Annotated in this window: 19 protein-coding genes, 3 pseudogenes and 1 other annotated feature; of the genes and pseudogenes, 10 read left to right on the top strand and 12 right to left on the bottom strand. The window is 60.8% G+C overall.

Annotated elements, in window-relative coordinates:
- Positions 1 to 226: 226 nt before the first annotated feature.
- Together ACZ2G3_RS18565 and gdhA are read right to left on the bottom strand one after the other, a co-directional pair.
- The gene (locus ACZ2G3_RS18565; RefSeq protein ID WP_470399790.1) at positions 227 to 1,114 is read right to left on the bottom strand and encodes a DMT family transporter; all 888 of its coding nucleotides are present in this window, start codon (positions 1,112 to 1,114) and stop codon (positions 227 to 229) included.
- A gap of 310 nt (positions 1,115 to 1,424) precedes the next feature.
- On the bottom strand, positions 1,425 to 2,786 hold the full coding sequence (gdhA, locus tag ACZ2G3_RS18570; protein WP_470399792.1) for an NADP-specific glutamate dehydrogenase: 1,362 nt from the start codon (positions 2,784 to 2,786) through the stop codon (positions 1,425 to 1,427).
- A 135-nt stretch (positions 2,787 to 2,921) separates the two neighbouring features.
- On the opposite strand from gdhA, the pseudogene ACZ2G3_RS18575 reads away from it, so the two are divergent.
- Positions 2,922 to 3,677: pseudogene (locus ACZ2G3_RS18575) on the top strand (IS5 family transposase).
- A gap of 103 nt (positions 3,678 to 3,780) precedes the next feature.
- Positions 3,781 to 4,074, top strand: a complete 294-nt coding sequence (locus ACZ2G3_RS18580; protein WP_470399793.1) for a hypothetical protein — start codon at positions 3,781 to 3,783, stop codon at positions 4,072 to 4,074.
- Between the two features lie 162 nt (positions 4,075 to 4,236).
- Here the strand turns inward: ACZ2G3_RS18580 and ACZ2G3_RS18585 are convergent, their stop codons facing one another.
- The 3 genes from ACZ2G3_RS18585 to ACZ2G3_RS18595 are packed head-to-tail and all read right to left on the bottom strand — an operon-like array spanning position 4,237 to position 6,412.
- Entirely contained in the window at positions 4,237 to 4,395 is a 159-nt protein-coding gene (locus ACZ2G3_RS18585; RefSeq protein WP_470399795.1) for a hypothetical protein, read from the bottom strand.
- A 5-nt stretch (positions 4,396 to 4,400) separates the two neighbouring features.
- Positions 4,401 to 5,759: a sensor histidine kinase gene (locus ACZ2G3_RS18590; protein WP_470399797.1), complete on the bottom strand. Its 1,359-nt coding sequence runs from the start codon at positions 5,757 to 5,759 to the stop codon at positions 4,401 to 4,403.
- A complete protein-coding gene (locus ACZ2G3_RS18595) occupies positions 5,756 to 6,412 on the bottom strand; it encodes a response regulator (protein WP_470399798.1) in 657 nt (218 codons plus the stop codon). Before ACZ2G3_RS18595 ends, ACZ2G3_RS18590 begins: the two co-directional genes overlap by 4 nt.
- A gap of 325 nt (positions 6,413 to 6,737) precedes the next feature.
- Here ACZ2G3_RS18595 and ACZ2G3_RS18600 point away from each other — a divergent pair, with 325 nt between their 5' ends.
- The 3 genes from ACZ2G3_RS18600 to ACZ2G3_RS18610 all read left to right on the top strand — a co-directional run bounded on the left by ACZ2G3_RS18600 (position 6,738) and on the right by ACZ2G3_RS18610 (position 9,192).
- The gene (locus ACZ2G3_RS18600) at positions 6,738 to 7,313 is read left to right on the top strand and encodes an EF-hand domain-containing protein (RefSeq protein ID WP_470399800.1); all 576 of its coding nucleotides are present in this window, start codon (positions 6,738 to 6,740) and stop codon (positions 7,311 to 7,313) included.
- 122 nt (positions 7,314 to 7,435) lie between these two features.
- Positions 7,436 to 7,771: an EF-hand domain-containing protein gene (locus tag ACZ2G3_RS18605; protein ID WP_470399801.1), complete on the top strand. Its 336-nt coding sequence runs from the start codon at positions 7,436 to 7,438 to the stop codon at positions 7,769 to 7,771.
- Between the two features lie 224 nt (positions 7,772 to 7,995).
- The gene (locus ACZ2G3_RS18610; RefSeq protein ID WP_470399802.1) at positions 7,996 to 9,192 is read left to right on the top strand and encodes a hypothetical protein; all 1,197 of its coding nucleotides are present in this window, start codon (positions 7,996 to 7,998) and stop codon (positions 9,190 to 9,192) included.
- A gap of 193 nt (positions 9,193 to 9,385) precedes the next feature.
- On the opposite strand, the gene ACZ2G3_RS18615 is transcribed toward ACZ2G3_RS18610, so the two are convergent.
- Both ACZ2G3_RS18615 and ACZ2G3_RS18620 read right to left on the bottom strand, forming a co-directional pair.
- Positions 9,386 to 9,532: a hypothetical protein gene (locus ACZ2G3_RS18615; protein WP_470399804.1), complete on the bottom strand. Its 147-nt coding sequence runs from the start codon at positions 9,530 to 9,532 to the stop codon at positions 9,386 to 9,388.
- Positions 9,533 to 9,591: 59 nt separating this feature from the next.
- On the bottom strand, positions 9,592 to 10,557 hold the full coding sequence (locus tag ACZ2G3_RS18620) for an IS110 family RNA-guided transposase (RefSeq protein ID WP_470399806.1): 966 nt from the start codon (positions 10,555 to 10,557) through the stop codon (positions 9,592 to 9,594).
- A 149-nt stretch (positions 10,558 to 10,706) separates the two neighbouring features.
- On the opposite strand from ACZ2G3_RS18620, the pseudogene ACZ2G3_RS18625 reads away from it, so the two are divergent.
- Positions 10,707 to 11,936, top strand: a pseudogene (locus ACZ2G3_RS18625) (IS3 family transposase).
- Positions 10,988 to 11,105, top strand: a sequence feature (AL1L pseudoknot). Its footprint overlaps the pseudogene before it by 118 nt.
- A gap of 182 nt (positions 11,937 to 12,118) precedes the next feature.
- Here ACZ2G3_RS18625 and ACZ2G3_RS18630 read toward each other — a convergent pair.
- Together ACZ2G3_RS18630 and ACZ2G3_RS18635 are read right to left on the bottom strand one after the other, a co-directional pair.
- A pseudogene (locus ACZ2G3_RS18630) lies at positions 12,119 to 12,208 on the bottom strand (RrF2 family transcriptional regulator); the annotation flags it as partial.
- Entirely contained in the window at positions 12,172 to 12,438 is a 267-nt protein-coding gene (locus tag ACZ2G3_RS18635) for an RrF2 family transcriptional regulator (RefSeq protein WP_470399808.1), read from the bottom strand. The pseudogene ACZ2G3_RS18630 and the gene ACZ2G3_RS18635, both read right to left, overlap by 37 nt.
- Positions 12,439 to 12,523: 85 nt before the next feature.
- On the opposite strand from ACZ2G3_RS18635, the gene hmpA reads away from it, so the two are divergent.
- The 4 genes from hmpA (at position 12,524) to ACZ2G3_RS18655 (ending at position 15,905) form a co-directional block, all read left to right on the top strand.
- Positions 12,524 to 13,717 carry an NO-inducible flavohemoprotein gene (gene hmpA, locus ACZ2G3_RS18640; protein WP_470399810.1) on the top strand — a complete coding sequence of 398 codons (1,194 nt, stop codon included), beginning with the start codon at positions 12,524 to 12,526 and terminating at the stop codon, positions 13,715 to 13,717.
- 12 nt (positions 13,718 to 13,729) lie between these two features.
- Entirely contained in the window at positions 13,730 to 14,929 is a 1,200-nt protein-coding gene (locus ACZ2G3_RS18645) for an NnrS family protein (RefSeq protein ID WP_470399811.1), read from the top strand.
- Between the two features lie 23 nt (positions 14,930 to 14,952).
- On the top strand, positions 14,953 to 15,243 hold the full coding sequence (locus ACZ2G3_RS18650; RefSeq protein WP_470399812.1) for a DUF6522 family protein: 291 nt from the start codon (positions 14,953 to 14,955) through the stop codon (positions 15,241 to 15,243).
- Positions 15,244 to 15,452: 209 nt separating this feature from the next.
- The gene (locus ACZ2G3_RS18655; protein WP_470400020.1) at positions 15,453 to 15,905 is read left to right on the top strand and encodes a hemerythrin domain-containing protein; all 453 of its coding nucleotides are present in this window, start codon (positions 15,453 to 15,455) and stop codon (positions 15,903 to 15,905) included.
- Positions 15,906 to 15,938: 33 nt separating this feature from the next.
- Here the strand turns inward: ACZ2G3_RS18655 and ACZ2G3_RS18660 are convergent, their stop codons facing one another.
- The 3 genes from ACZ2G3_RS18660 to ACZ2G3_RS18670 all read right to left on the bottom strand — a co-directional run bounded on the left by ACZ2G3_RS18660 (position 15,939) and on the right by ACZ2G3_RS18670 (position 18,259).
- Complete coding sequence (locus ACZ2G3_RS18660) at positions 15,939 to 16,667, bottom strand: Crp/Fnr family transcriptional regulator (protein ID WP_470399814.1); 729 nt, start codon at positions 16,665 to 16,667, stop codon at positions 15,939 to 15,941.
- A gap of 465 nt (positions 16,668 to 17,132) precedes the next feature.
- Entirely contained in the window at positions 17,133 to 17,447 is a 315-nt protein-coding gene (locus ACZ2G3_RS18665) for a hypothetical protein (RefSeq protein ID WP_470399815.1), read from the bottom strand.
- Positions 17,447 to 18,259, bottom strand: coding sequence for a peptidylprolyl isomerase (locus ACZ2G3_RS18670; protein WP_470399816.1), 813 nt, complete (start codon positions 18,257 to 18,259; stop codon positions 17,447 to 17,449). Before ACZ2G3_RS18670 ends, ACZ2G3_RS18665 begins: the two co-directional genes overlap by 1 nt.
- Between the last annotated feature and the right edge of the window lie 5 nt (positions 18,260 to 18,264).

Raw genomic sequence — 18,264 nt, forward strand, 5'->3', positions numbered from 1 at the left:
AGGATTGATTACGCGCGTCTTACAGATGCCGCTCGACGTCCTGGCGCTGGTGCAGAATGCGGATCACGTCGAGCCTATCCGCGTCCTTCCAGACATAGACCATGTGCGCGCCGGCCCACGCCTTGCGGGTTCCGGGGCGCAGAAACTGCCGCCACCTTCGCTGCCCGCGACACCGCACCGTTTTAAACAGTGGGTGTCGAAGTCATCAACCCATAGGATCAAACACCTAGGATCCCCGGATGTCGGAAGATTTCAGACAAGCGGCCGGAGGATCCGTCGGAAGGGCTTGCTCCGGCCTCGCTCTGCCTTCGGCCATGACGGCCTGGAAGTTGGACAGCAAGATGATCGCCCCACCCAGGAACACCCACAGGTCGATCGCCTCGCCATACGCGTAGTAACCGACAACAGCGGCCATGGGCACACGCAGGAAATCGATCGGAATGACAACCGACGCTTCCAGCCGCTTCAATGCCTGCGCCTGACAAAAATGCGCGCTCAGTGCACCGATGCCCGCGAGGAGCATCCATGGAACGGCAGTGAACTGCACCGGCTGCCAGTCCGTCAAAGAAGCGAGGAAACCCAAGGGCAACTGGATCATGATCATCCACACGACGATGGCGCCGGGGGAGCAATGACGCGTCAGGTTCTTGACCATGATCAGCGACAGGCCGTATCCGGCCGCCGCCAGCAGGACCAGGCCGGCCGCAGGGTCGACCATGCCGATGCCCGGGCGCACGATCACGAGAACGCCGACGAAGCCGCCGGCCGTCGCAAGAAGTCTGGGCCTGCTGATCCGTTCGCGCAAGATAAGCCAGGCAAACAGCGTCACCCAGATCGGCATCGTGAACTCGAGTGCAAAAACCGAGGCCAAGGGCAGCAGCACGATCCCGATCGTCCAAAAATACTGCGCGGTGAAATGCACGACATTACGTGCCACATGCAGCGGAACCTTCTGCATCCGGCGGATCTCGGGGAACAAGGATCTTGCCACCAGCAGGATCACCACAAAGCCCACCAGCGCGCGGAAGAACAGCACTTGCCGGATCGACATCGTCGCTGCCATCTCGCGCGAGCCGACTGACATGCCGATGAACGAAATCATGCTCAGTCCCATCCATAGGAGACCTTGGCTGAAGGATGTGCTTGCCACTCCAGGCAGTTCCAGTCTGTTCCGCATAACGATGTCTCCGGAAAAAGGGATGTGTAGCGGCTCTGTCCAGCCCGAAGCAAGAGATCAGGGCCACTGCCACCCGGCATCATCGCAGGCGCCGCGGCTGTTGACTCCGCTCCTTGAATGGACCTGCTTCAGCACTTGCACCCGGAAAGAGGCAAGATGCTTCGGTGGCCCAAGAAGGCTTCAGGGGTGGCGACTGAATGCCAGTCGAACAAACACCGGCCAAGCGGCTTGAGCGAAAGTGGCCCGGTCAGATCACTCCGAATGCCAGCATGGGTTCTGCCACACGGATGAAACCGGCGATGTTGGCACCGGCCACGTAATCTCCCGGAACACCATATTCATCAGCTGTTTCATAGCAGCTGTCATGGATATCGCGCATGATCTCGGCCAGCTTTGCCTCGGTCTTCTCGAATGTCCACCGGTCACGCGAGGCGTTCTGCTGCATTTCCAGAGCCGAGGTGGCGACGCCACCTGCATTGGCCGCCTTGCCGGGTCCGAACTTGACGCCAGCCTGCTGGAAGAGGCGCACCGCTTCAGGCGTGCAAGGCATGTTCGCCCCCTCGCCGACCGCGATCACGCTGTTCTTGATGAGTTGCTTCGCGTCCTTGCCAGTCAACTCGTTCTGCGTCGCCGAAGGCATCGCGATCTGGCAGGGCACGTCCCAGATCGTTCCATCGCTCGACTTGATGAAGTAAACAGCCGAGTCTTCGCCCTTGATGCGCGCGTATTCAGATAGGCGACCGCGACGGACTTCCTTGATCTCTTTCAGCAGCGCCAGGTCGAGGCCGTTGTTGTCGACGATGTAGCCACTACTGTCGGAACAGGCCACAACCTTGCCGCCGAACTCCTGGACCTTCTCGATCGTGTAGATCGCCACGTTCCCGGCGCCCGAGACGACAACGGTCTTGCCGTCAAAGTCGTCACCCGCAGTCTGCAGCATGGCACGGGTGAAGTAGGTGTTGCCGTAGCCGGTAGCTTCCTTCCGAGCCAGAGAGCCGCCATAGAACAGCCCCTTCCCGGTCAGCACCCCAGCTTCATAACGGTTGGTCAGGCGTTTGTATTGCCCGAACATGTAGCCGATCTCTCGAGCGCCGACGCCCATGTCGCCGGCAGGCACATCGGTGTATTCTCCCAGGTGGCGATACAGCTCGGTCATGAAGCTTTGGCAGAAGCGCATGACCTCGGCGTCGGTTCGGCCTTTTGGATCAAAATCGGACCCGCCCTTGCCGCCGCCGATGGGTAGCCCGGTCAGCGCGTTCTTGAAGGTTTGCTCAAAGCCCAGGAACTTGATGATCCCAACATTCACTGAGGGGTGGAAGCGCAAGCCGCCCTTGTAGGGGCCCATGGCCGAGTTGAACTGCACACGGAAGCCACGGTTGATCTGAACCTGGTTCTCGTCATCCATCCAGGGAACGCGGAAGATGATCTGCCGTTCAGGTTCGCAGATGCGGGCGATCAGCGCCTTGTCGAGATACTCAGGATGCTTGGCAACGACCCGACCGAGGCTTTCCAGCACCTCCCGGACAGCCTGATGAAATTCGACCTCGCCAGCATTGCGCCGCATCACGTCACTGAAGACATTCTCCAGTTTGTCGTCGATCTGCACCATCTTTGCACTCCGCTGACTAATTCGGGAGCATTCATAGCCTTCCAAATATGCTCCACAAGCCCAGATGCTTAGGCTCCAGACCCATTGATTTTACGCCCTTTGCGTGATTCAGGCCGCCGCAAGGAGACCTGATCGATGAGCAACCTGTTCTGGCTGACCGAGGCGCAGATGGCGCGCCTTCGCCCCTACTTCCCCAAGAGCCATGGCCGTCCCCGAGTTGACGATCTGCGGGTGCTGAGCGGCATTATCTTCATCAATCGCAATGGTTTGAGATGGTGCGATGCGCCGAGTGAATATGGACCTGCCAAGACGCTTTATAATCGCTGGAAGCGCTGGAGTGACAACGGGGTCTTCGCCCGGATCATGGTCGGCCTGGCCGCCGAGAGCACCGATCCGAAGACAATCATGATCGATGCAACCTATCTGAAGGCGCATCGCACGGCTTGCAGCCTGCGGGCCAAAAAGGGGGGCGCAGTCGCCAGATTGGTCGAACGAAAGGCGGCATGAACACCAAGCTGCACGCCGTCACCGATGCGAAAGGCAGACCTATCCGGTTCTTCATGTCGGCAGGACAGGTCAGCGACTACACCGGCGCAGCGGCGCTTCTGGACGGCCTGCCGCAGGCTGATTGGTTCTTGGCGGACCGAGGCTATGATGCTGACTGGCTGCGAAGCGTTGCAGGACAGAGGGATAAAAGCCTGTATCCCTAGCCGGAAGTTGCGCAAGAAAACCGTGAAATACGACAAGCGCCGCTACAGAAGGCGCAATCGCATCGAGATCATGTTCGGGCGGCTGAAAGACTGGAGACGTGTCGCCACGCGTTACGACAGGTGCCCGGAGACATACCTCTCCGCAATAGCATTGGCCGCAACCGTCCTATTTTGGCTGTGATCAAGAACGAGTCCTGAGCCTAGCTGGTGTCACTTTCGTTGCCACGATATCCGATGAGGAACTGGTGCATGCGGTTCTTGAGAGACACCTCGGACCTTTGGAAATGGCTGCGGAAGACATCGCAGCCTTTCTTTCCGATTTCCGCGAAAGGTGGCCTTGGCTGTTTCCACCAGCAAAACTTGCCACAGTCTATGGTGTGGCTGAGCGGCTGGACATTGCAGACGTCACGCGCGAGAAACTGCCGGGAAATAGAGGCGAGGACCTTGAACGCTTTGAGCGGCATCTGCTTGGAGAATTTCACGCTAAGACCGACGTTGCATTCCGCTCTTCGGCAGAAGACCCGATCCACTATCTTGGGCCAGTTGCCTGCCTCAACCCCTTTGCCATACTTGCCTGAAGCGCACTGACTATCGGTGGCCCGGCAGCTAAAGGTGGTATCATCAGAGCCCATGCTTTTTCACTTTGGATGACATTTCTGCTTTCTCCGGCCGACATCCTTGGTAAGCGAGGCCTGACAGTACGTCGGCCGCGAATGACCGCTTTTGCCTAGCAACTGTGTTTATGCGCCGGCCGGGTGCTGCCAAGGTATGCTGCTTTTCAGGACGGCGTTCGCGATGGTGATGAGCCGCCCTGCATTTGCGATGATGACCAGCTTGTGCGGCTTGCCCTCTTCCTTGAGGCGCCTGGCGACCGGCGCCGCAACCTCGGAAATGGTCATTCGAGTCATCCTCCTGTCGAGGAGTGAAGTAATCGCGGCAGAACCACTGTCACTTTTGCGCCCCTTGGTTGATCGGCGATCTCGATCCTCCCTTGGTGCAGCTCCACGATCCTGTGCACCACGATCAGCCCAAGGCCAGTGCCTGAAGCCGTTCCCCGTATATTTCGAGCAAATGGATCAAAGGCTTCGCTTTGGTAATGCGCGGGGAAACCCGGGCCCTTGTCCTCGACCATGACTGCGACCGTATCCGCAACTGCTCTGAGCGTGATGGAGACGGGGAGGTGGCCTGATGCCGCAACGGCGTTCTGGACCAGGTTACGCAGCAGGGACCGGATCAGATCAGGGTAGCCAGTCATTTCCACCGGCACGTGCATATCTGACAGGTCGATGTTCAAAGCAGGATCGGTGTGCGTCAGATCCTCTCGCAGGTCCTGTACGAGACTGACAATGTCAAAGGTGGTGGGGCCTCTCGCTGAAGCGCTGACCTCCTCCCGGGTCAGGGCCAGCAGCTGCGACACGAGCCGATCCATATGTCGCAAGCTTTCCGTCAGGCGCTGGCGAGCCGATGGAGAAGCAGGCTCGCGTTTCAGCACGTCGAGCTGGCTGATGGCGCCCGCCAGCGGTGTCCGCAGCTCATGGCTGGCGACCGAGGTAAATATTCTTTGGCCGGTCATGACGCGGGCGAGCCGTGCAACAAGTGCGTCGAAAGCCTCGGCCAAATCGGCAATCTCCTTGGGCATCCTGTTGGCCTCGATACCGAGTTGCGCCGGCTCATTGGGGTTTATGTTCGTGATCCGCTGCCGGATCAGCCGCAGAGGCCGCAGGCCGAACCAGATGGAGCCGAGCACCCCGATCCCGAACAACGGCAACAAAAAATTCAAGGATGTAGTGCGCTCCGCATTTAAATCCTCCGCCCGTTTTTCCTGCGCGATCTGGCGCAAAGCTGTTCGACGCGTAACATCATCGCGATCGTCTATAGCAGTCAGCACGATCCAGTTCCCTTCGGTGCCGGCCGCGACCGTCAAGCCCGGTTCGGGACGCGATCGAAAGGTTGGGAAATCCGCGGAGCGAGCGAGGACAGTTCCACCACGGCGGATTTCGTAAGCAGGCGCACCCAAGCTGTCGATCTCGAGCGGCCGTCCCGCTGCATTAAGAATATCCTCCAGATCCGATCTAGCCGCTTCAGGCCACCGAGCCGCGGTTAGGAGAAAATCAGCCATGCCGTGCAGGCGAGCGTGGGCTTCGCGCCCGGCCATGTCATTGGCACTGCGCTGCGCATCCACCAGGAGGGCAGTCCACAAGGTGGCGAGCAGCAAAATAAGGAGAGCAAGCAGGCGGGCCTGAAGGCTGATCCGCTTGATCATGTCGCGAGCCGATAACCAGTGCCGCGGACGGTCCTGATCCGTTCGCGCCCGACCTTGCCGCGCAGCTTATGGATCAGAACTTCGAGCGCGTTACTTTCCGGTCCGCCACTCCAGCCATACAGGCGCTCCTCGAGGATGCGCCGCGAAACGGGCTGATCGCCACGTTCTGCCAAGGCCTCAAGCACAACGAACTCATAGCTCGACAAGGCAAGTGCGGCCCCATCAAGTGTCCCGGTGCGGGCTGTCAGGTCAAGAACCAGCGGGCCGGTAACCAGATGATTGTCTGACCGACCGGTCGAACGCCGCTTGAGCGCTTTCAGTCGCGCTACCAGTTCATCCAGCTCTACGGGCTTCACGACATAATCGTCTGCGCCATTGTTCAGTGTGTCGAGACAGTTCTGTCGCGTGTCGTGAGCAGTAAGGATTAGGATCGGAACACCATGGCCAGCCTGCCGCCATTGGGCCAAGAGCTTATGTCCCGAAACGCTTGGCAGGCCCAGATCCAGGATCACCACATCAAACCGGTCGCTTTCCAGTGCAACTTCCGCGTCGGCTCCATCTGTAAGCCAATCCACGCATAGCCCCTCAAGGGTCAGCCCCCTGCTTATCCCGTCACCTAAGACCTCATCATCCTCCACAAGAAGTACACGCATCTCTCCCTCCAGGCCTGTTCGCTCTGAAAGCAACAGCGCACAGGGGTTCTTTGTTCGCATGACCTTCGAAGAATTACGAAGCTGGACTGTCTCGACTGCCGCCTAGCGGATGCGAGGATCAAACTGTGCACCACTACTCATGCAGGTACGTTCCCGCCTGACAAGGAGCAGTAAAAAACTTCCCGCTAAGGTTGGACTAAGGTTGTGCCTTCAAAGTGGCGAGAGTGGCGCAGGCTATGAGCTTGTCCCTGTCATCAAGGCCATTTGACTGCACAACGAATGCGCGTTGAAGCGTCCCGTGGCCTATGAAGCGAAAGGAAGATCCATGACACGGTCTTTTACTAATATTCCTGGTCTGCTTGCGGCGACTGCCATTCTTGCTGCCCTGACAGCAGCACCCGCGATGGCGCAGGACGCTGAATGGGATACCGATGGCGACACGATGCTGAGTGCAGAAGAGTTTGCCGAAGGCTTCCATGAGCGCGCCATCTTCAGCAATTGGGATCAGGACCGCGATGAACTGATCTCTGAAGAGGAATTCACCGGCGGCGTCTACAATTCCTATGACCGCGACGACAGTGACGACTTGGACGCGGCTGAGTATGGTGTCGTCGACGCGGACGCGCCCGAATACTGGAACCGCGACGCCACCGCCGAAACCTACGAAGCCTGGGATATCGACGGCGACGGCGTTGTGCTGTCCAACGAGTTCTCTGACGGCTTCCGCGAGGTTGGCTTGCTCGGCGAATGGGACGTCGATCGGGACGGCTCTCTGAATGAAGAAGAGTTCACCAACGGCGTCTTCGCGCGTTACGACGAAGACGGAACCGGGATCATCGAAGAGCCGGAACTGACGGATATCGGTGACGACATGGGTGACGAAGGCTTCTGGGACGTCTGAACGACCCCAGGCAGCCCGTTGGCCCCTGAACGACACCAACAGGTGCTGGAACATCCGGTCTTTGAACCTGTTGGCACGACCAGCGGCAAGATGCCGCGCAAACCAGACCAAGGAGAAACAACATGACCATCGAACTGAAAAAGATCGCTGGCATTGCTGCTGTTCTCGGTGCGCTGACCGCGGCCCCCGCAATGGCGCAGGAAATGACGGAATGGGACGGCGACGGTGACGGCGCCCTCAATGAAGAAGAATTCCAGGCCGGTTGGGATGGTATCTACGGCGAAAACGAGACCGCCTTCAGCACTTGGGACGGCGACGGTGACGGTGCCCTGAGCGAGGACGAATACAACGCCGGCGTTTTCAGCTCCTACGACGCTGATGGCAGCGGCGTCATCGAGGAGCCTGAGTTCGGCGATGTCGGTGACGACATGGGCGATGGCGGCTTCTGGGACGTCTGATCCAGCAACAGAATTAAGAGAAGGCCGGTGCTGCCGGCCTTCTTCATTACGGTCCGCAGAACGTCGAGATCTTCCTGCCGCCGCCGCCTCTCAGCACGGCTCGCGCACGTCAGGAAGATGACGGGGACGACATCGATCAGTCAAAAGTAACTTCTGTCTCACGTGGACCCCAGCAAACCCTCAAGCCCCATCGGGCTTGTCGGCCAAAATTGGAGGAGAACGAGATGACGATAACCAGCAAGAGAACAAGCAGCACGGCCATCGCTGCAGCGCTCAGCATCCCTTTGGCATTCAGCCCGGCCTGGGCCCAGGATAGCCAGGCGCCGGATCAGTCGAGTGGCCAGACGGGCACGCCCACTCAGCAGGCGGATCAGGGCCAGAATGCCGACCCGTCCACAAGCGGATCGGCCAGCCAGGGTCAGCAGCAGCCGTCGCAGTCCGCAGGCGGCACGACCGGATCGGCCGGAGAGGCCGGAGAGGCTCAGGCCAACGCTCTGATCGCGACCGTCGGCGGGACCGAGATCCGTGGGTCGGACCTGATGACGGTGATCGGCATGCTGCCGCCACAACTTCGATCGCAGCAGCCGCAGATGCTGGTTCCGATCGCGCTTGAGCAGTTGATCATGCGCCAGCTGATCTTGGAAGAGGCGTGGGCAGACAACCTGGCCGAAGATCCGGAAGTCACCGCTCTGGTCAACAGCAACACGCAAACCGCCCAAGAAGACGCCATGGTTCAGGTCTGGCTTGATCGCGAACTGGAGAAGTCGGTGACGGATGAGGCCGTGCAGCAGTCTTATGACACTGCGCAGGCTCAAGGGCAGGCTGATCTGCCGCCGCTGGAGGCCGTACGACCGCAGATCGAGGAGCACTTGCGCCGTCAAGCCGTCGAGGGCCTTCGTACCCGGCTTCGGGAAGGTGCCGATATCGTGCTCTATGATCCGACCGGAAAGCCCATCAACAGCTCGCAGCCGACGTCGCAGTCCAGTGGCGCCAGCAGCGCATCGTCAGGCGGCTCTGCCACATCCGGCCAGGCCGACAACAGCGAGGCAGCCAAGGGTCAGGCTGAGCAGGCCGGCATGCAGCAAGTCCAGCCCATGCAGGGAACAACAGTCCTGAAGGGCAAATCCGCAAATCAGGAAGACGTCTTCATGATCGTGGGTCCGTCCGGGGAACTGCTGGCGCTGGCGGCCCCGCTCCCCGCGCAGTCCGGCAACAGTGAAAGCAGCTCCGCGCCGGCGGAAACCGCTCAGGATGCGTCGGATACGCCTCCGGAAGCTGGAGAACCTGCCGAGAGCGGCTTTATGGCGACACAGGCCCAGCCCGCGAGCCCGAACATGTGGGATCCTGCGACCGTCGAGCATGGTATGCGCCAACTTGAACTGGGCACACGCGGCGCTGCCGGAGAGGTGAGCAATCCCTGATAGAAGCACTGCCCCGGCCTTGGCCGGGGCGAACGGCCGAGGACGTAGACAAGAAGTAAATGAAGCTTGATCTTGCAGGCCAAGCGTCTGCTTCGGCTACAGTTGAAAAATCTACACGGCGGTTTCGGGGAGCAGATGTTGAAAACATCATCCCGGGATGATCGGGCGAGAAAGACCTCGCCCGGTCTGTAGCTCAACCCTTCGAGTGCAGAGCTGCTTTCTCGTAGAAAGAGCCGAAATCATCCACAAGGCGCCGCGAAAATTCCTCGAGCAGGCCGATGAAGCCCATGGCCGGGCGGGCGAGTGTGAAGTTTGTTTCCGCAGGAAAACGCGGCTGCATGGCCTGCTGAACCGCTACGGGTTTGCCGGAGGCTCCAACTCCTGAGTAGCAACTGTGTTTCAGGAGATGGCGCCTTGGTATGTGGTTCCGGTTCGCATCATCGCGTTCAGCACGGTCAGGAGCTTGCGCGCGCAAGCGACGATGACGAGCTTCTTGGCCTTTCCGGTTGCAAGCAGGTGCTCTTTGAATGCCCTGAACCGCGGGTCGAACCTGCTGGCAGTGAGTGCTGCCAGATAGAGCGTTCTCCTGATCGTGCCGCGTCCACCCCATATGCTGCGTTTGCCGCGTCGATGTCCGGAATCATTGGCATGTGGTGCAAGTCCTGCGAGCGCTGCGATACGTCGTCGGTCCAGATCGCCAATTTCAGGGAGTTGCGCGATCAAAGTTGCTGAGACGACGGGCCCGACCCCCTTGATCTGACGCAGACGAACGGCCTGATCGCGCAAGTCGTCCTGTTCCTGGATGACAGCCTCCATCTCTGCTTCGACTTTCGCCAAGCTGGCTTGCAGGGTCTTGATGGGTTGCGAGATGCTACGCCGGATCCATTGGTCCTGCGTTGTCCTCAAGCGGTTCTTCTCGGCAACGATCATGGCGGAGATGTCGGTGCGGTGCGCCGTAAGGTCAGCCAAACGCTGGCGTTCGGCAGAACGTGGGCGCCCCGGAACCAGCTGTAGAGCGCGTCCCATCTCGGCCAGGACCCGCGCATCGACACGGTCACTCTTGGCCAGACGCCCGGTAGCGCGAGCAAATTCGCGGGCCTGCCGAGGATTGACGCACGTCGCCTGCCGTCCGGCTTCGGACAGGGCGGACATGACAGGTCGCTCATAGCCGCCGGAAGCTTCGAGAATGACGATGGATGAGCCGACCGACGCCGCAAACCTGCGGAGCGATCGGCGGTCGGTCGGAATTCTTTCCTGCCGCGAGGTGGCAGGGTCACACACGTCGATCCAGTCTTTCGCAACATCGACGCCGATGTAGGTTTGGGGCAAAGTCACTGTCCTGTCCTTGAAATTCGGGGTCGGCACGGCGGTCGCCCCTGGCAACTGTTCAGGTTCATGTGGTGGCGGCACAGATGAGCTCCTTGCTACTCAGCGGGATCAGCTCCCCGGGATGGAACGGGGTACCACCTGCGTTCCCAGTATGCCCGACCTTGAACACACAAGGATGGAGCATCATGAGCAAGACGACGAACAAGTTTTCCCCCGAAGTGCGCGAGCGTGCAGTGCGCCTGGTTCTCGACAATGAGGGTCAGCATGGATCGCGCTGGCAGGCAGTCACGTCGATTTCCGCGAAGATCGGCTGTGCGCCGCAGACCCTGAACGAGTGGGTCAAGAAGGCCGAGGTCGACAGCGGCAAGCGCTCTGGCATCCCGACCCACATGGCAGAGAAGATGAAGGCGCTGGAGCGGGAGAACCGGGAACTGCGCCAGGCCAACGAGATCCTGCGCAAGGCGAGCGCATAATTTGCGATGGCGGAGCTCGACCGCCGGTCGAAGTGATGGTCGGGTTCATCGACGATCAGCGAGGGAAGCACGGGGGTCGAGCCGATCTGCAGGGTTCTGCCGATCGCCCCGTCCACCTACTACGATCACCTGGCGAAGCGGGCCGATCCGGCCCGATTGTCGGATCGCACCCGGCGCGACGCAGCGCTGCGGCCCGAGATCGAGCGTGTCTTCGAAGAGAACTGGCGCGTCTACGGCGTGCGCAAGGTCTGGCGTCAGCTGGATCGGGAAGGCTTCGATGTCGCCCGTTGCACAGTCGCCAGACTGATGAAGGACATGGGTATTCGAGGCATCATCCGGGGCAAGCCGCACAAGACTACGATCCCCGACAAGAAGGCCTCGTGCCCGCTGGACAAGGTGAACCGGCAGTTCCGCGTGCCTGCGCCGAACATGCTCTGGGTCAGCGATTTCACTTACGTCGCCACCTGGAAGGGGCTTGTGTATGTCGCCTTCGTCATCGATGCCTATGCCCGCAAGATCGTCGGCTGGCGGGCGAGCCAAACAGCCCACGCAGGCTTCGTTCTCGATGCCCTCGAACAGGCTGTCCACGATCGCCGCCCAGCCAAGGGCGCGGGGCTCGTCCACCATTCCGACCGCGGGTCGCAATACCTGTCGATCAAATACACCGAGAGGCTGGGCGAGGCCGGCATCGAACCTTCCGTCGGCAGTGTCGGCGATAGCTACGACAATGCCTTGGCGGAGACGATCAATGGCCTGTTCAAGGCCGAGGTCATCCACCGTCGTGGGCCGTGGCGCAACTTCGAGGCTGTCGAATATGCCACCCTCGAATGGGTAGACTGGTTCAACAACCGCCGCCTGCTCGAGCTGATCGGGAACATCCCGCCGGCCGAAGCGGAGGCAAACTTCTACGCTGCTCTGGAAGCTGAAGACATGGCCGCGTAACTAATCCCAATCAGCCTCCGGAAAACCCGGCGCGGTTCATAGCGGCAGGGACGACTGTTTCGACTAATAGCTCCTCAGTTCAGTTCCTCGAGGCCGAACAGCCGACGCAGGTGATCGGGCTGCCGGGCCAGGTTGCTCAGACGGTATCGATCGAGCACCGTCATGAACGCTTCCATCGCCTCTGCCAGCACCGGCGGTAGCCCACAGGCGGAGGCAATGAGACAGCCATTGCAGTTCACTGGCAACGCATGACCCTCGGTATGCCGCACCACCGACCCGATGGTGATCTCTTCGGTGATCGGGCCAGCCGAAGCCCCCCGTTGCGACCGCGCAAGGTGGTCACAAAGCCCGCACGCCCCAGATCATGGACGACCTTCATCAGATGGTTCTGCGAGATCGCATAGCTGTCCGCGATCTGGCGGATGGAAACAAGCCGGTCGGGATGCGCCGCTAAGTGGATCATCACGCGCAGGGCGTAGTCGGTATACTGGGTCAGCTTCATTTTGTCACATTAGCCCCCGCGCCTTTGCTCTTCCAGAGTCGACCTAGTAGATGTATTTGTAATACATCTTTACGAGGAGGCTGTCATGCCGACGCCGTTGTCCCCCACCACCATCGCGATCGTGAAAGCCACTGTGCCAGTATTGGCCGAACATGGGCCAAAAATCACAGAGACCATGTATCGCCGCCTGTTCCATGATCCGTCCATTGCACGGCTCTTCAACCGGGCGAATCAGAAAAGTGGCGCGCAGCGGTTTGCCCTGGCCGGTGCGGTGCTCGCCTACGCCCAGAACATCGACAACCTCGGCGCCTTGACCGGTGCTGTAGAGCGGATCGCGCAAAAGCACATCGGCTATGCCATCCTGCCCGAGCACTACCCCTTTGTCGCCACCGCGCTCCTGGGCGCGATCGAGGAGGTTCTGGGCGACGCCGCCACGCCGGAAATCTTGACGGCCTGGGGGGAAGCCTACTGGTTCCTGGCCGACATCCTGATCGGCCGGGAAGCGGCCATTCGTGAGGAAATCATCGCTCAGCCCGGCGGGTGGACCGACTGGCGCCGCTTCGTGGTGGTGGACCGACGCGCGGAGAGCGACACCATCCTGTCGCTGACCCTGCGGCCGCAGGACGGCGGCGTGGTGATCCCGCATCGGCCTGGTCAATACCTGACGCTGCGTTTCGATGAAGCAGGACGGCCCGGCGTGATCCGCAACTATTCGATCTCCTGCGGGCCGAACACCGACCATTACCGCATTACTGTCAAGCGCGAGGCGCAGGGCGAGGCTTCGCAGTTCCTGCATGACCACGCCGCGATTGGTACCATCCTCGAATGCACCCCGCCGGCCGGTGACTTCCAGCTGCCCACGGCGCCCGAACGGCCGGTGGTGCTGCTCTCAGGAGGCGTCGGCCTGACGCCGATGGTCAGCATGATGGAGGAGATCGCGATCAGGCACCCTGCCCTGCCTGTCTACTACATCCATGGCACCACGAGCCGTGCCACTCACGCCCTCGAGCAGCATGTCCGCCATCTGGCAGGACACCATGGAAACACCACCGTTGCCACCTTCTACGAAGTGCCGGACCAGGCCGGTGGCGCCGAGAACGGGCTGATCACGCTGGAGTGGCTGCAGGCCCATGTGCCCCTGACGGAAGCCGACATCTATCTCTGCGGCCCCAAGCCCTTCCTGCGCCACTTTGTTTCGGAACTGGTCCAGCTCGGGGTTCCAGCCGCGCGGATCCACTACGAGTTCTTCGGCCCTGCCGACGAGCAACTGGCCGCGTAGCGGGAACAGGGCATGAGCGGCACGTCTGAGCAGAGAGCGCAATACGAGGGGCCTGCCTTGCTCAGCTACGGCTTCAGGCCGTTCTTTCTGGCTGCCAGTGTCTGGGCCGCGGTTGCCATGCTTTTGTGGATCGCCATGCTCAGCGGCACGGTCTCCCTGCCCCTGCGCTTTGATCCCTTCAGCTGGCACGCGCATGAGTTCCTGTTCGGCTATGTCGGAGCGGTGATCTGCGGCTTTGCCCTGACAGCCGTGCCCAACTGGACAGGACGTCCACCTCTTGCTGGATGGCCACTCCTGGCACTGGCTGCGCTGTGGGTCGCAGGACGGGGGGCTGTTGCCTTATCGGACCTGCTGCCGTGGCAGGCCGTGGCCTTGGTCGATCTGTCGCTCATGGCAACCCTGCTGCTGTTTCTTGCCCGTGAAGTCATCCGCGGCCGGAACTGGCGCAATCTTCCGGTGGTCCTGCTGATCGGCTTCCACGGACTGGCGAACGGCATGTTCCACGTCGAAACCGCCATGGCTGGCGCTGCCTCGGGCGGGTTGGGCATGCGGCTGGGGCTGGCCACGGCGCTGCTCTTGATCATCCTGATCGGGGGACGGATCATTCCCAGCTTCACCCGCAACTGGCTTGCCGCGAAAGGCGCGCCCCGTCTGCCGATCCCCTTCAACCGGAGTGATGGCGGCATCCTCGCGCTTACCGTGGCTACCTTGGCTGCCTTTGTTGCGGCGCCGGGCGCTTGGGGGATGACGGGGCTGATGGCGGCCACCGGAGGCGTTCACCTGTGGCGGCTGTCTCGGTGGTGCGGGTGGCAGGTGCGGTCGGAGCCGTTACTCTGGTCGCTGCACCTGGCCTATGCAATGGTCGCCATGGGTTTCATCGCTGATGCGGCGGCGCAGCAGAGCTTCATCGCCCCGGCAGCGGCGCACCACCTCTGGCTGGTGGGGGCCATTGGCCTCATGACAGTGGCGGTGATGGGCCGCGCCTCGCTCGGTCATACCGGACATGCCCTTCATGCCGGACCGGGCACCGTGGCAATCTATCTGTGCGTCATCGGCTCTGTCGTGGCGCGCCTCATTGCCGGGCTTGCCGATGACCCGATGCCATTTCTGCACCTGTCCGGGGTGCTCTGGGTCAGCGCTTTTGCGGGCTTCGTGGTGGTCTACGCGGGCATGCTGGTGCGTCCACGGCAAGGACAGCACCGGTCAAGCTGAGCAGCAAGCAAAGGAGAGATATGATGGATAAGGTGATGGCCTCGAGCGAAGGCTTTGTTGTTGATGCTGAACTCCTCGCCGACGCTTTTAGCATCGCGCCTGCGGCCGTGCCGATCATGCTCCGCAGCGGGAAGATCACCAGCCAGTGCGAAACCGGCACCGGCGAGGATACCGGGCGCTGGCGCCTGACCTTCTACAGCGGGGAGCGTGCTCTCCGTCTTACCGTAAACGGCGCAGGCACGGTTCTTGCGCGATCAACGTTTCCGGCCCATCCCCCTCGCGTGGCGCCACCCAATCAACCCCCTTCTTCGTAAGGTGCAACCGGGCAGACGAAGTATGGGATTGACCTGAACTCTCGACGGAAGATCGGCGCGCCTTGGTTGCTCCCCGTGCCAAGGCCGGGAAAGTGCGTCGAAACATGATGCAGATCAAAACGCGAGACGCATCCTGGTGTAGATTACCACAAGCCGCCACGGCGGGGCGTTCAGATCCACTCCCAGGAAGCTGCCCTTTGTTGAGCAATGTGACTTTCCTCGGCCCTTCGGGCCCCGGTATCGGATCACAATTCGACGCGGTTCTTGCGCAGCAGGAGCGTCTTTGCGAGGCTCTGGAAAGCCTTGCGGACAGCTTGCCCGCACAAGTGGATACCTATGCTGCACTGGAATTGACAAGAAAGTTACGCCCGACGCTTCGCCGGTGCCACGCCTTCGAGGAAACAATGGTCTATCCGCTGCTTCTCACGGCTCAGGGCGATCTGACACCGATCTTGCGGCGCCTTCGCGCAGAGCACATGGAAGACGCCGATCATGCCGAAGATATCTACGATGCCATCAAGCTCCTCGTCACTCGTCGCACGGCCGCGAACCCGGAAACAACGGGATACATGCTGCGCGCCTTGTTCGTGGCCATGCGTAGGCATGTCGCCCTCGAGCGGGATTTTCTCCTGCCCATTGTCAAGGGAATGGAAAGGGCTTGACACCCCGGCCTTGAGCGACCGCCGGAGGCCCACTCAAGCGCCAGATGCAGCTTCCAGGGCAGCGTAATCGCTCACAGAGATGGTGCGGTACTTATCCATCCGGATCATGCCCGAGTTTCGCAGGCTGGTGAACTGGCGGCTGACGGTTTCGATGGTTAGGCCGAGGAAGTCTGCAATATCTGCTCGCTTCATGGGAAGCTCGATAGGGCCGGCTGGAGCGTTGTTTTCCGGATCCAGGTGGCGCGCCACCAGCAGGAGAAAGGACGTTACGCGCTCCTTCGCCGATTTGCGGCCCAGGGTCATCATCCACTCCTGCGCCTCATCGAGTTGTCGCAAGGCCTGTTGATGCAAACGATGCTCCAGCTCCGGCGCCTCTCGAACCATGGTCTCAAGAGAAGCTTTCGAGAAGGTGCATAGCCGCACGGCACTTGCTGCTTCTACCGAAACGTCACTGTGCCGGGCGAACGGCCGGCCCATGAAGTCAGGAGCAAACTGGAGACCCACGATCTGCTGCCGCCCATCAGGCATGAGCTTCGTCAGCTTCACGACGCCACTCAAGATGTTCGCATACCATTCGATGGGCGCACCGGCTGCGATGAGTTCAGTTCCCGACCGGACCTCCTGGCGTGTCGTTTGGCGTCCCAGCTTGAGGAGTTGCTGCGGGGTAAGCGCGCCACACACGCCTCCATGACGCGCTTCGCAGGCCCGGCAAAGAACCGGGATATCTGCGTTGTGAATGTCCTGCCGAATCGGCTTGTGCATGCCTGTCGCCTCTGACTGAACGCTTTCTCCGGCAGAACAACGCGTTCAGCGAGAACATGGTGGCCATCCCCTCACAGACCGGCAAGGAAACGCCGCCCGCTTCTAGGCTGCAGGCTTCATGATGTCCTGCAAGAGGCTCTCACCGAGCCCCTCTGATGGGCCATAAGGCAGCAAGGAAGACCCAAAGACCCCTGGTTTTCTGGCGACCTGACATTCCGAGATCCTGAAACAAGCCGAGACGCTTCAGGAGGAGGCCCGGCATCTACCCGAAAATGAACCAAAGGGTCAGTATAAGAGATACGATCGCCACGACGGCCCAGATCAGCGGCCATGCTCGTCCTTCCTGTCGCTGAACCGACGCTGTCTCGATAGGAGCTGCACTCGAGACCTGACTGTCATGTACTGTTTCACGCTCGCTCTTTAGTGCCGGATTGAGACCGTCTCTGTTCTGCCGCCTATTTCTTGTCATTTCGCCATATCTCCTTGCTTTTTAGCTGTGCTCGGCGCCTTTGACAGTCGCCACACAACCATGCCCGTCACGCACGCTCGTCCAGGATCACCCGTGTTTCGAAGACTAGACGTCAGCGTCGCCCAATCCTCTTCTTTCGCGAAGCGGTCAAAATCTGCCATCGCGATACGAACAAACGACGCAGGCGTTTCCCCTGTTTGGGCTGCTGCGACCTCCACCCTCGTCATCAAATCCGGGTCAGCGGAACCCAGCCAGTGCTGTAAATCAGCAGAAGTGCGGCGCGCTTGTGCCAGGATGTCACCAAGCAGCATCAGGCCATTCCTGCGTCTGCGGCGGGCTCGATCGCAATACCCTCGACTTTCGCTCGCCCGGCAAGTTGGCCAACATAGCGCGCAGCTTCCACAGACCAGCTCCGCGCCTCGAGTGTATCGGCGATCTTGTCGCGCACCACTTCGAAGGGTAGCTCCTGCCCCTCGAGGCGGCGTTGAAGCCGCAGCACATGCCAGCCAAACTGCGAGCGCACGGGCAGGCGATGCGTCCAGCCGGGCTTGAGCCGTTCCAGCACCCTTTGGACCTCCGACACCAACTCACCCCGACGAACTTGGCCAAGAGAACCGTCCTGCGCCGCAGATGGGCAGGACGAGATCTCGCGAGCCAATTTGGCAAAAGCCGCCGGATCATCACCAACCTGCGCAATGGCAGCGCTGGCTTCCGCCTCAGCCGCCGTCCATGCCGCTGGATCATTCCCTTCGGGCTCGATGAGGATGTGGGACGCCTCAAGAAGATCAGGGGTCCGGAACTTGGTCCTCTGCGCCTCATAAAAACGTCGACACTCGGTTTCATCAGGGGTCTGCGGCATGACCTCGCGGTCCAGAAGAGCTGCGATCACTGCATCCGGTTCCGACTCCAACCGGCCGGCCTCATCGGCCTCCGGCTTGGCCGTGACAGAAAGTCGTGCCGCCTCCTGCAACAAAAGTTCTCGAATGGCGAGCGCCCGCGCGGCTTCGCGCCAAGCAGCTTCCCCGTCAGCTGCAGGATGGTGCTGGATCTCCTGGGCGATTGCGTCGGGCGCGATTTCGACACCATTGACCCGTACTTCCGAGAAGCTGGGCGGCGGCGGCATTCGCG

The organism is Paracoccus sp. KKT209, assembly GCF_055635455.1.

Excerpts from the sequence above, each read along its gene's own strand:
- gdhA (WP_470399792.1), bottom strand. The coding sequence starts at position 2,786 with ATGGTGCAGATCGACGACAAACTGGAGAATGTCTTCAGTGACGTGATG.
- ACZ2G3_RS18565 (WP_470399790.1), bottom strand. The coding sequence starts at position 1,114 with ATGGGACTGAGCATGATTTCGTTCATCGGCATGTCAGTCGGCTCGCGC.
- ACZ2G3_RS18600 (WP_470399800.1), top strand. The coding sequence starts at position 6,738 with ATGACACGGTCTTTTACTAATATTCCTGGTCTGCTTGCGGCGACTGCC.
- ACZ2G3_RS18580 (WP_470399793.1), top strand. The coding sequence starts at position 3,781 with ATGGCTGCGGAAGACATCGCAGCCTTTCTTTCCGATTTCCGCGAAAGG.
- ACZ2G3_RS18660 (WP_470399814.1), bottom strand. The coding sequence starts at position 16,667 with ATGCACAAGCCGATTCGGCAGGACATTCACAACGCAGATATCCCGGTT.
- ACZ2G3_RS18645 (WP_470399811.1), top strand. The coding sequence starts at position 13,730 with ATGAGCGGCACGTCTGAGCAGAGAGCGCAATACGAGGGGCCTGCCTTG.
- ACZ2G3_RS18605 (WP_470399801.1), top strand. The coding sequence starts at position 7,436 with ATGACCATCGAACTGAAAAAGATCGCTGGCATTGCTGCTGTTCTCGGT.
- ACZ2G3_RS18615 (WP_470399804.1), bottom strand. The coding sequence starts at position 9,532 with ATGCAGCCGCGTTTTCCTGCGGAAACAAACTTCACACTCGCCCGCCCG.
- ACZ2G3_RS18610 (WP_470399802.1), top strand. The coding sequence starts at position 7,996 with ATGACGATAACCAGCAAGAGAACAAGCAGCACGGCCATCGCTGCAGCG.
- ACZ2G3_RS18665 (WP_470399815.1), bottom strand. The coding sequence starts at position 17,447 with ATGCTGCTTGGTGACATCCTGGCACAAGCGCGCCGCACTTCTGCTGAT.
- ACZ2G3_RS18585 (WP_470399795.1), bottom strand. The coding sequence starts at position 4,395 with ATGACCATTTCCGAGGTTGCGGCGCCGGTCGCCAGGCGCCTCAAGGAA.
- ACZ2G3_RS18650 (WP_470399812.1), top strand. The coding sequence starts at position 14,953 with ATGGATAAGGTGATGGCCTCGAGCGAAGGCTTTGTTGTTGATGCTGAA.
- ACZ2G3_RS18590 (WP_470399797.1), bottom strand. The coding sequence starts at position 5,759 with ATGATCAAGCGGATCAGCCTTCAGGCCCGCCTGCTTGCTCTCCTTATT.
- ACZ2G3_RS18670 (WP_470399816.1), bottom strand. The coding sequence starts at position 18,259 with ATGCCGCCGCCGCCCAGCTTCTCGGAAGTACGGGTCAATGGTGTCGAA.
- ACZ2G3_RS18635 (WP_470399808.1), bottom strand. The coding sequence starts at position 12,438 with ATGAAGCTGACCCAGTATACCGACTACGCCCTGCGCGTGATGATCCAC.
- ACZ2G3_RS18595 (WP_470399798.1), bottom strand. The coding sequence starts at position 6,412 with ATGCGTGTACTTCTTGTGGAGGATGATGAGGTCTTAGGTGACGGGATA.
- hmpA (WP_470399810.1), top strand. The coding sequence starts at position 12,524 with ATGCCGACGCCGTTGTCCCCCACCACCATCGCGATCGTGAAAGCCACT.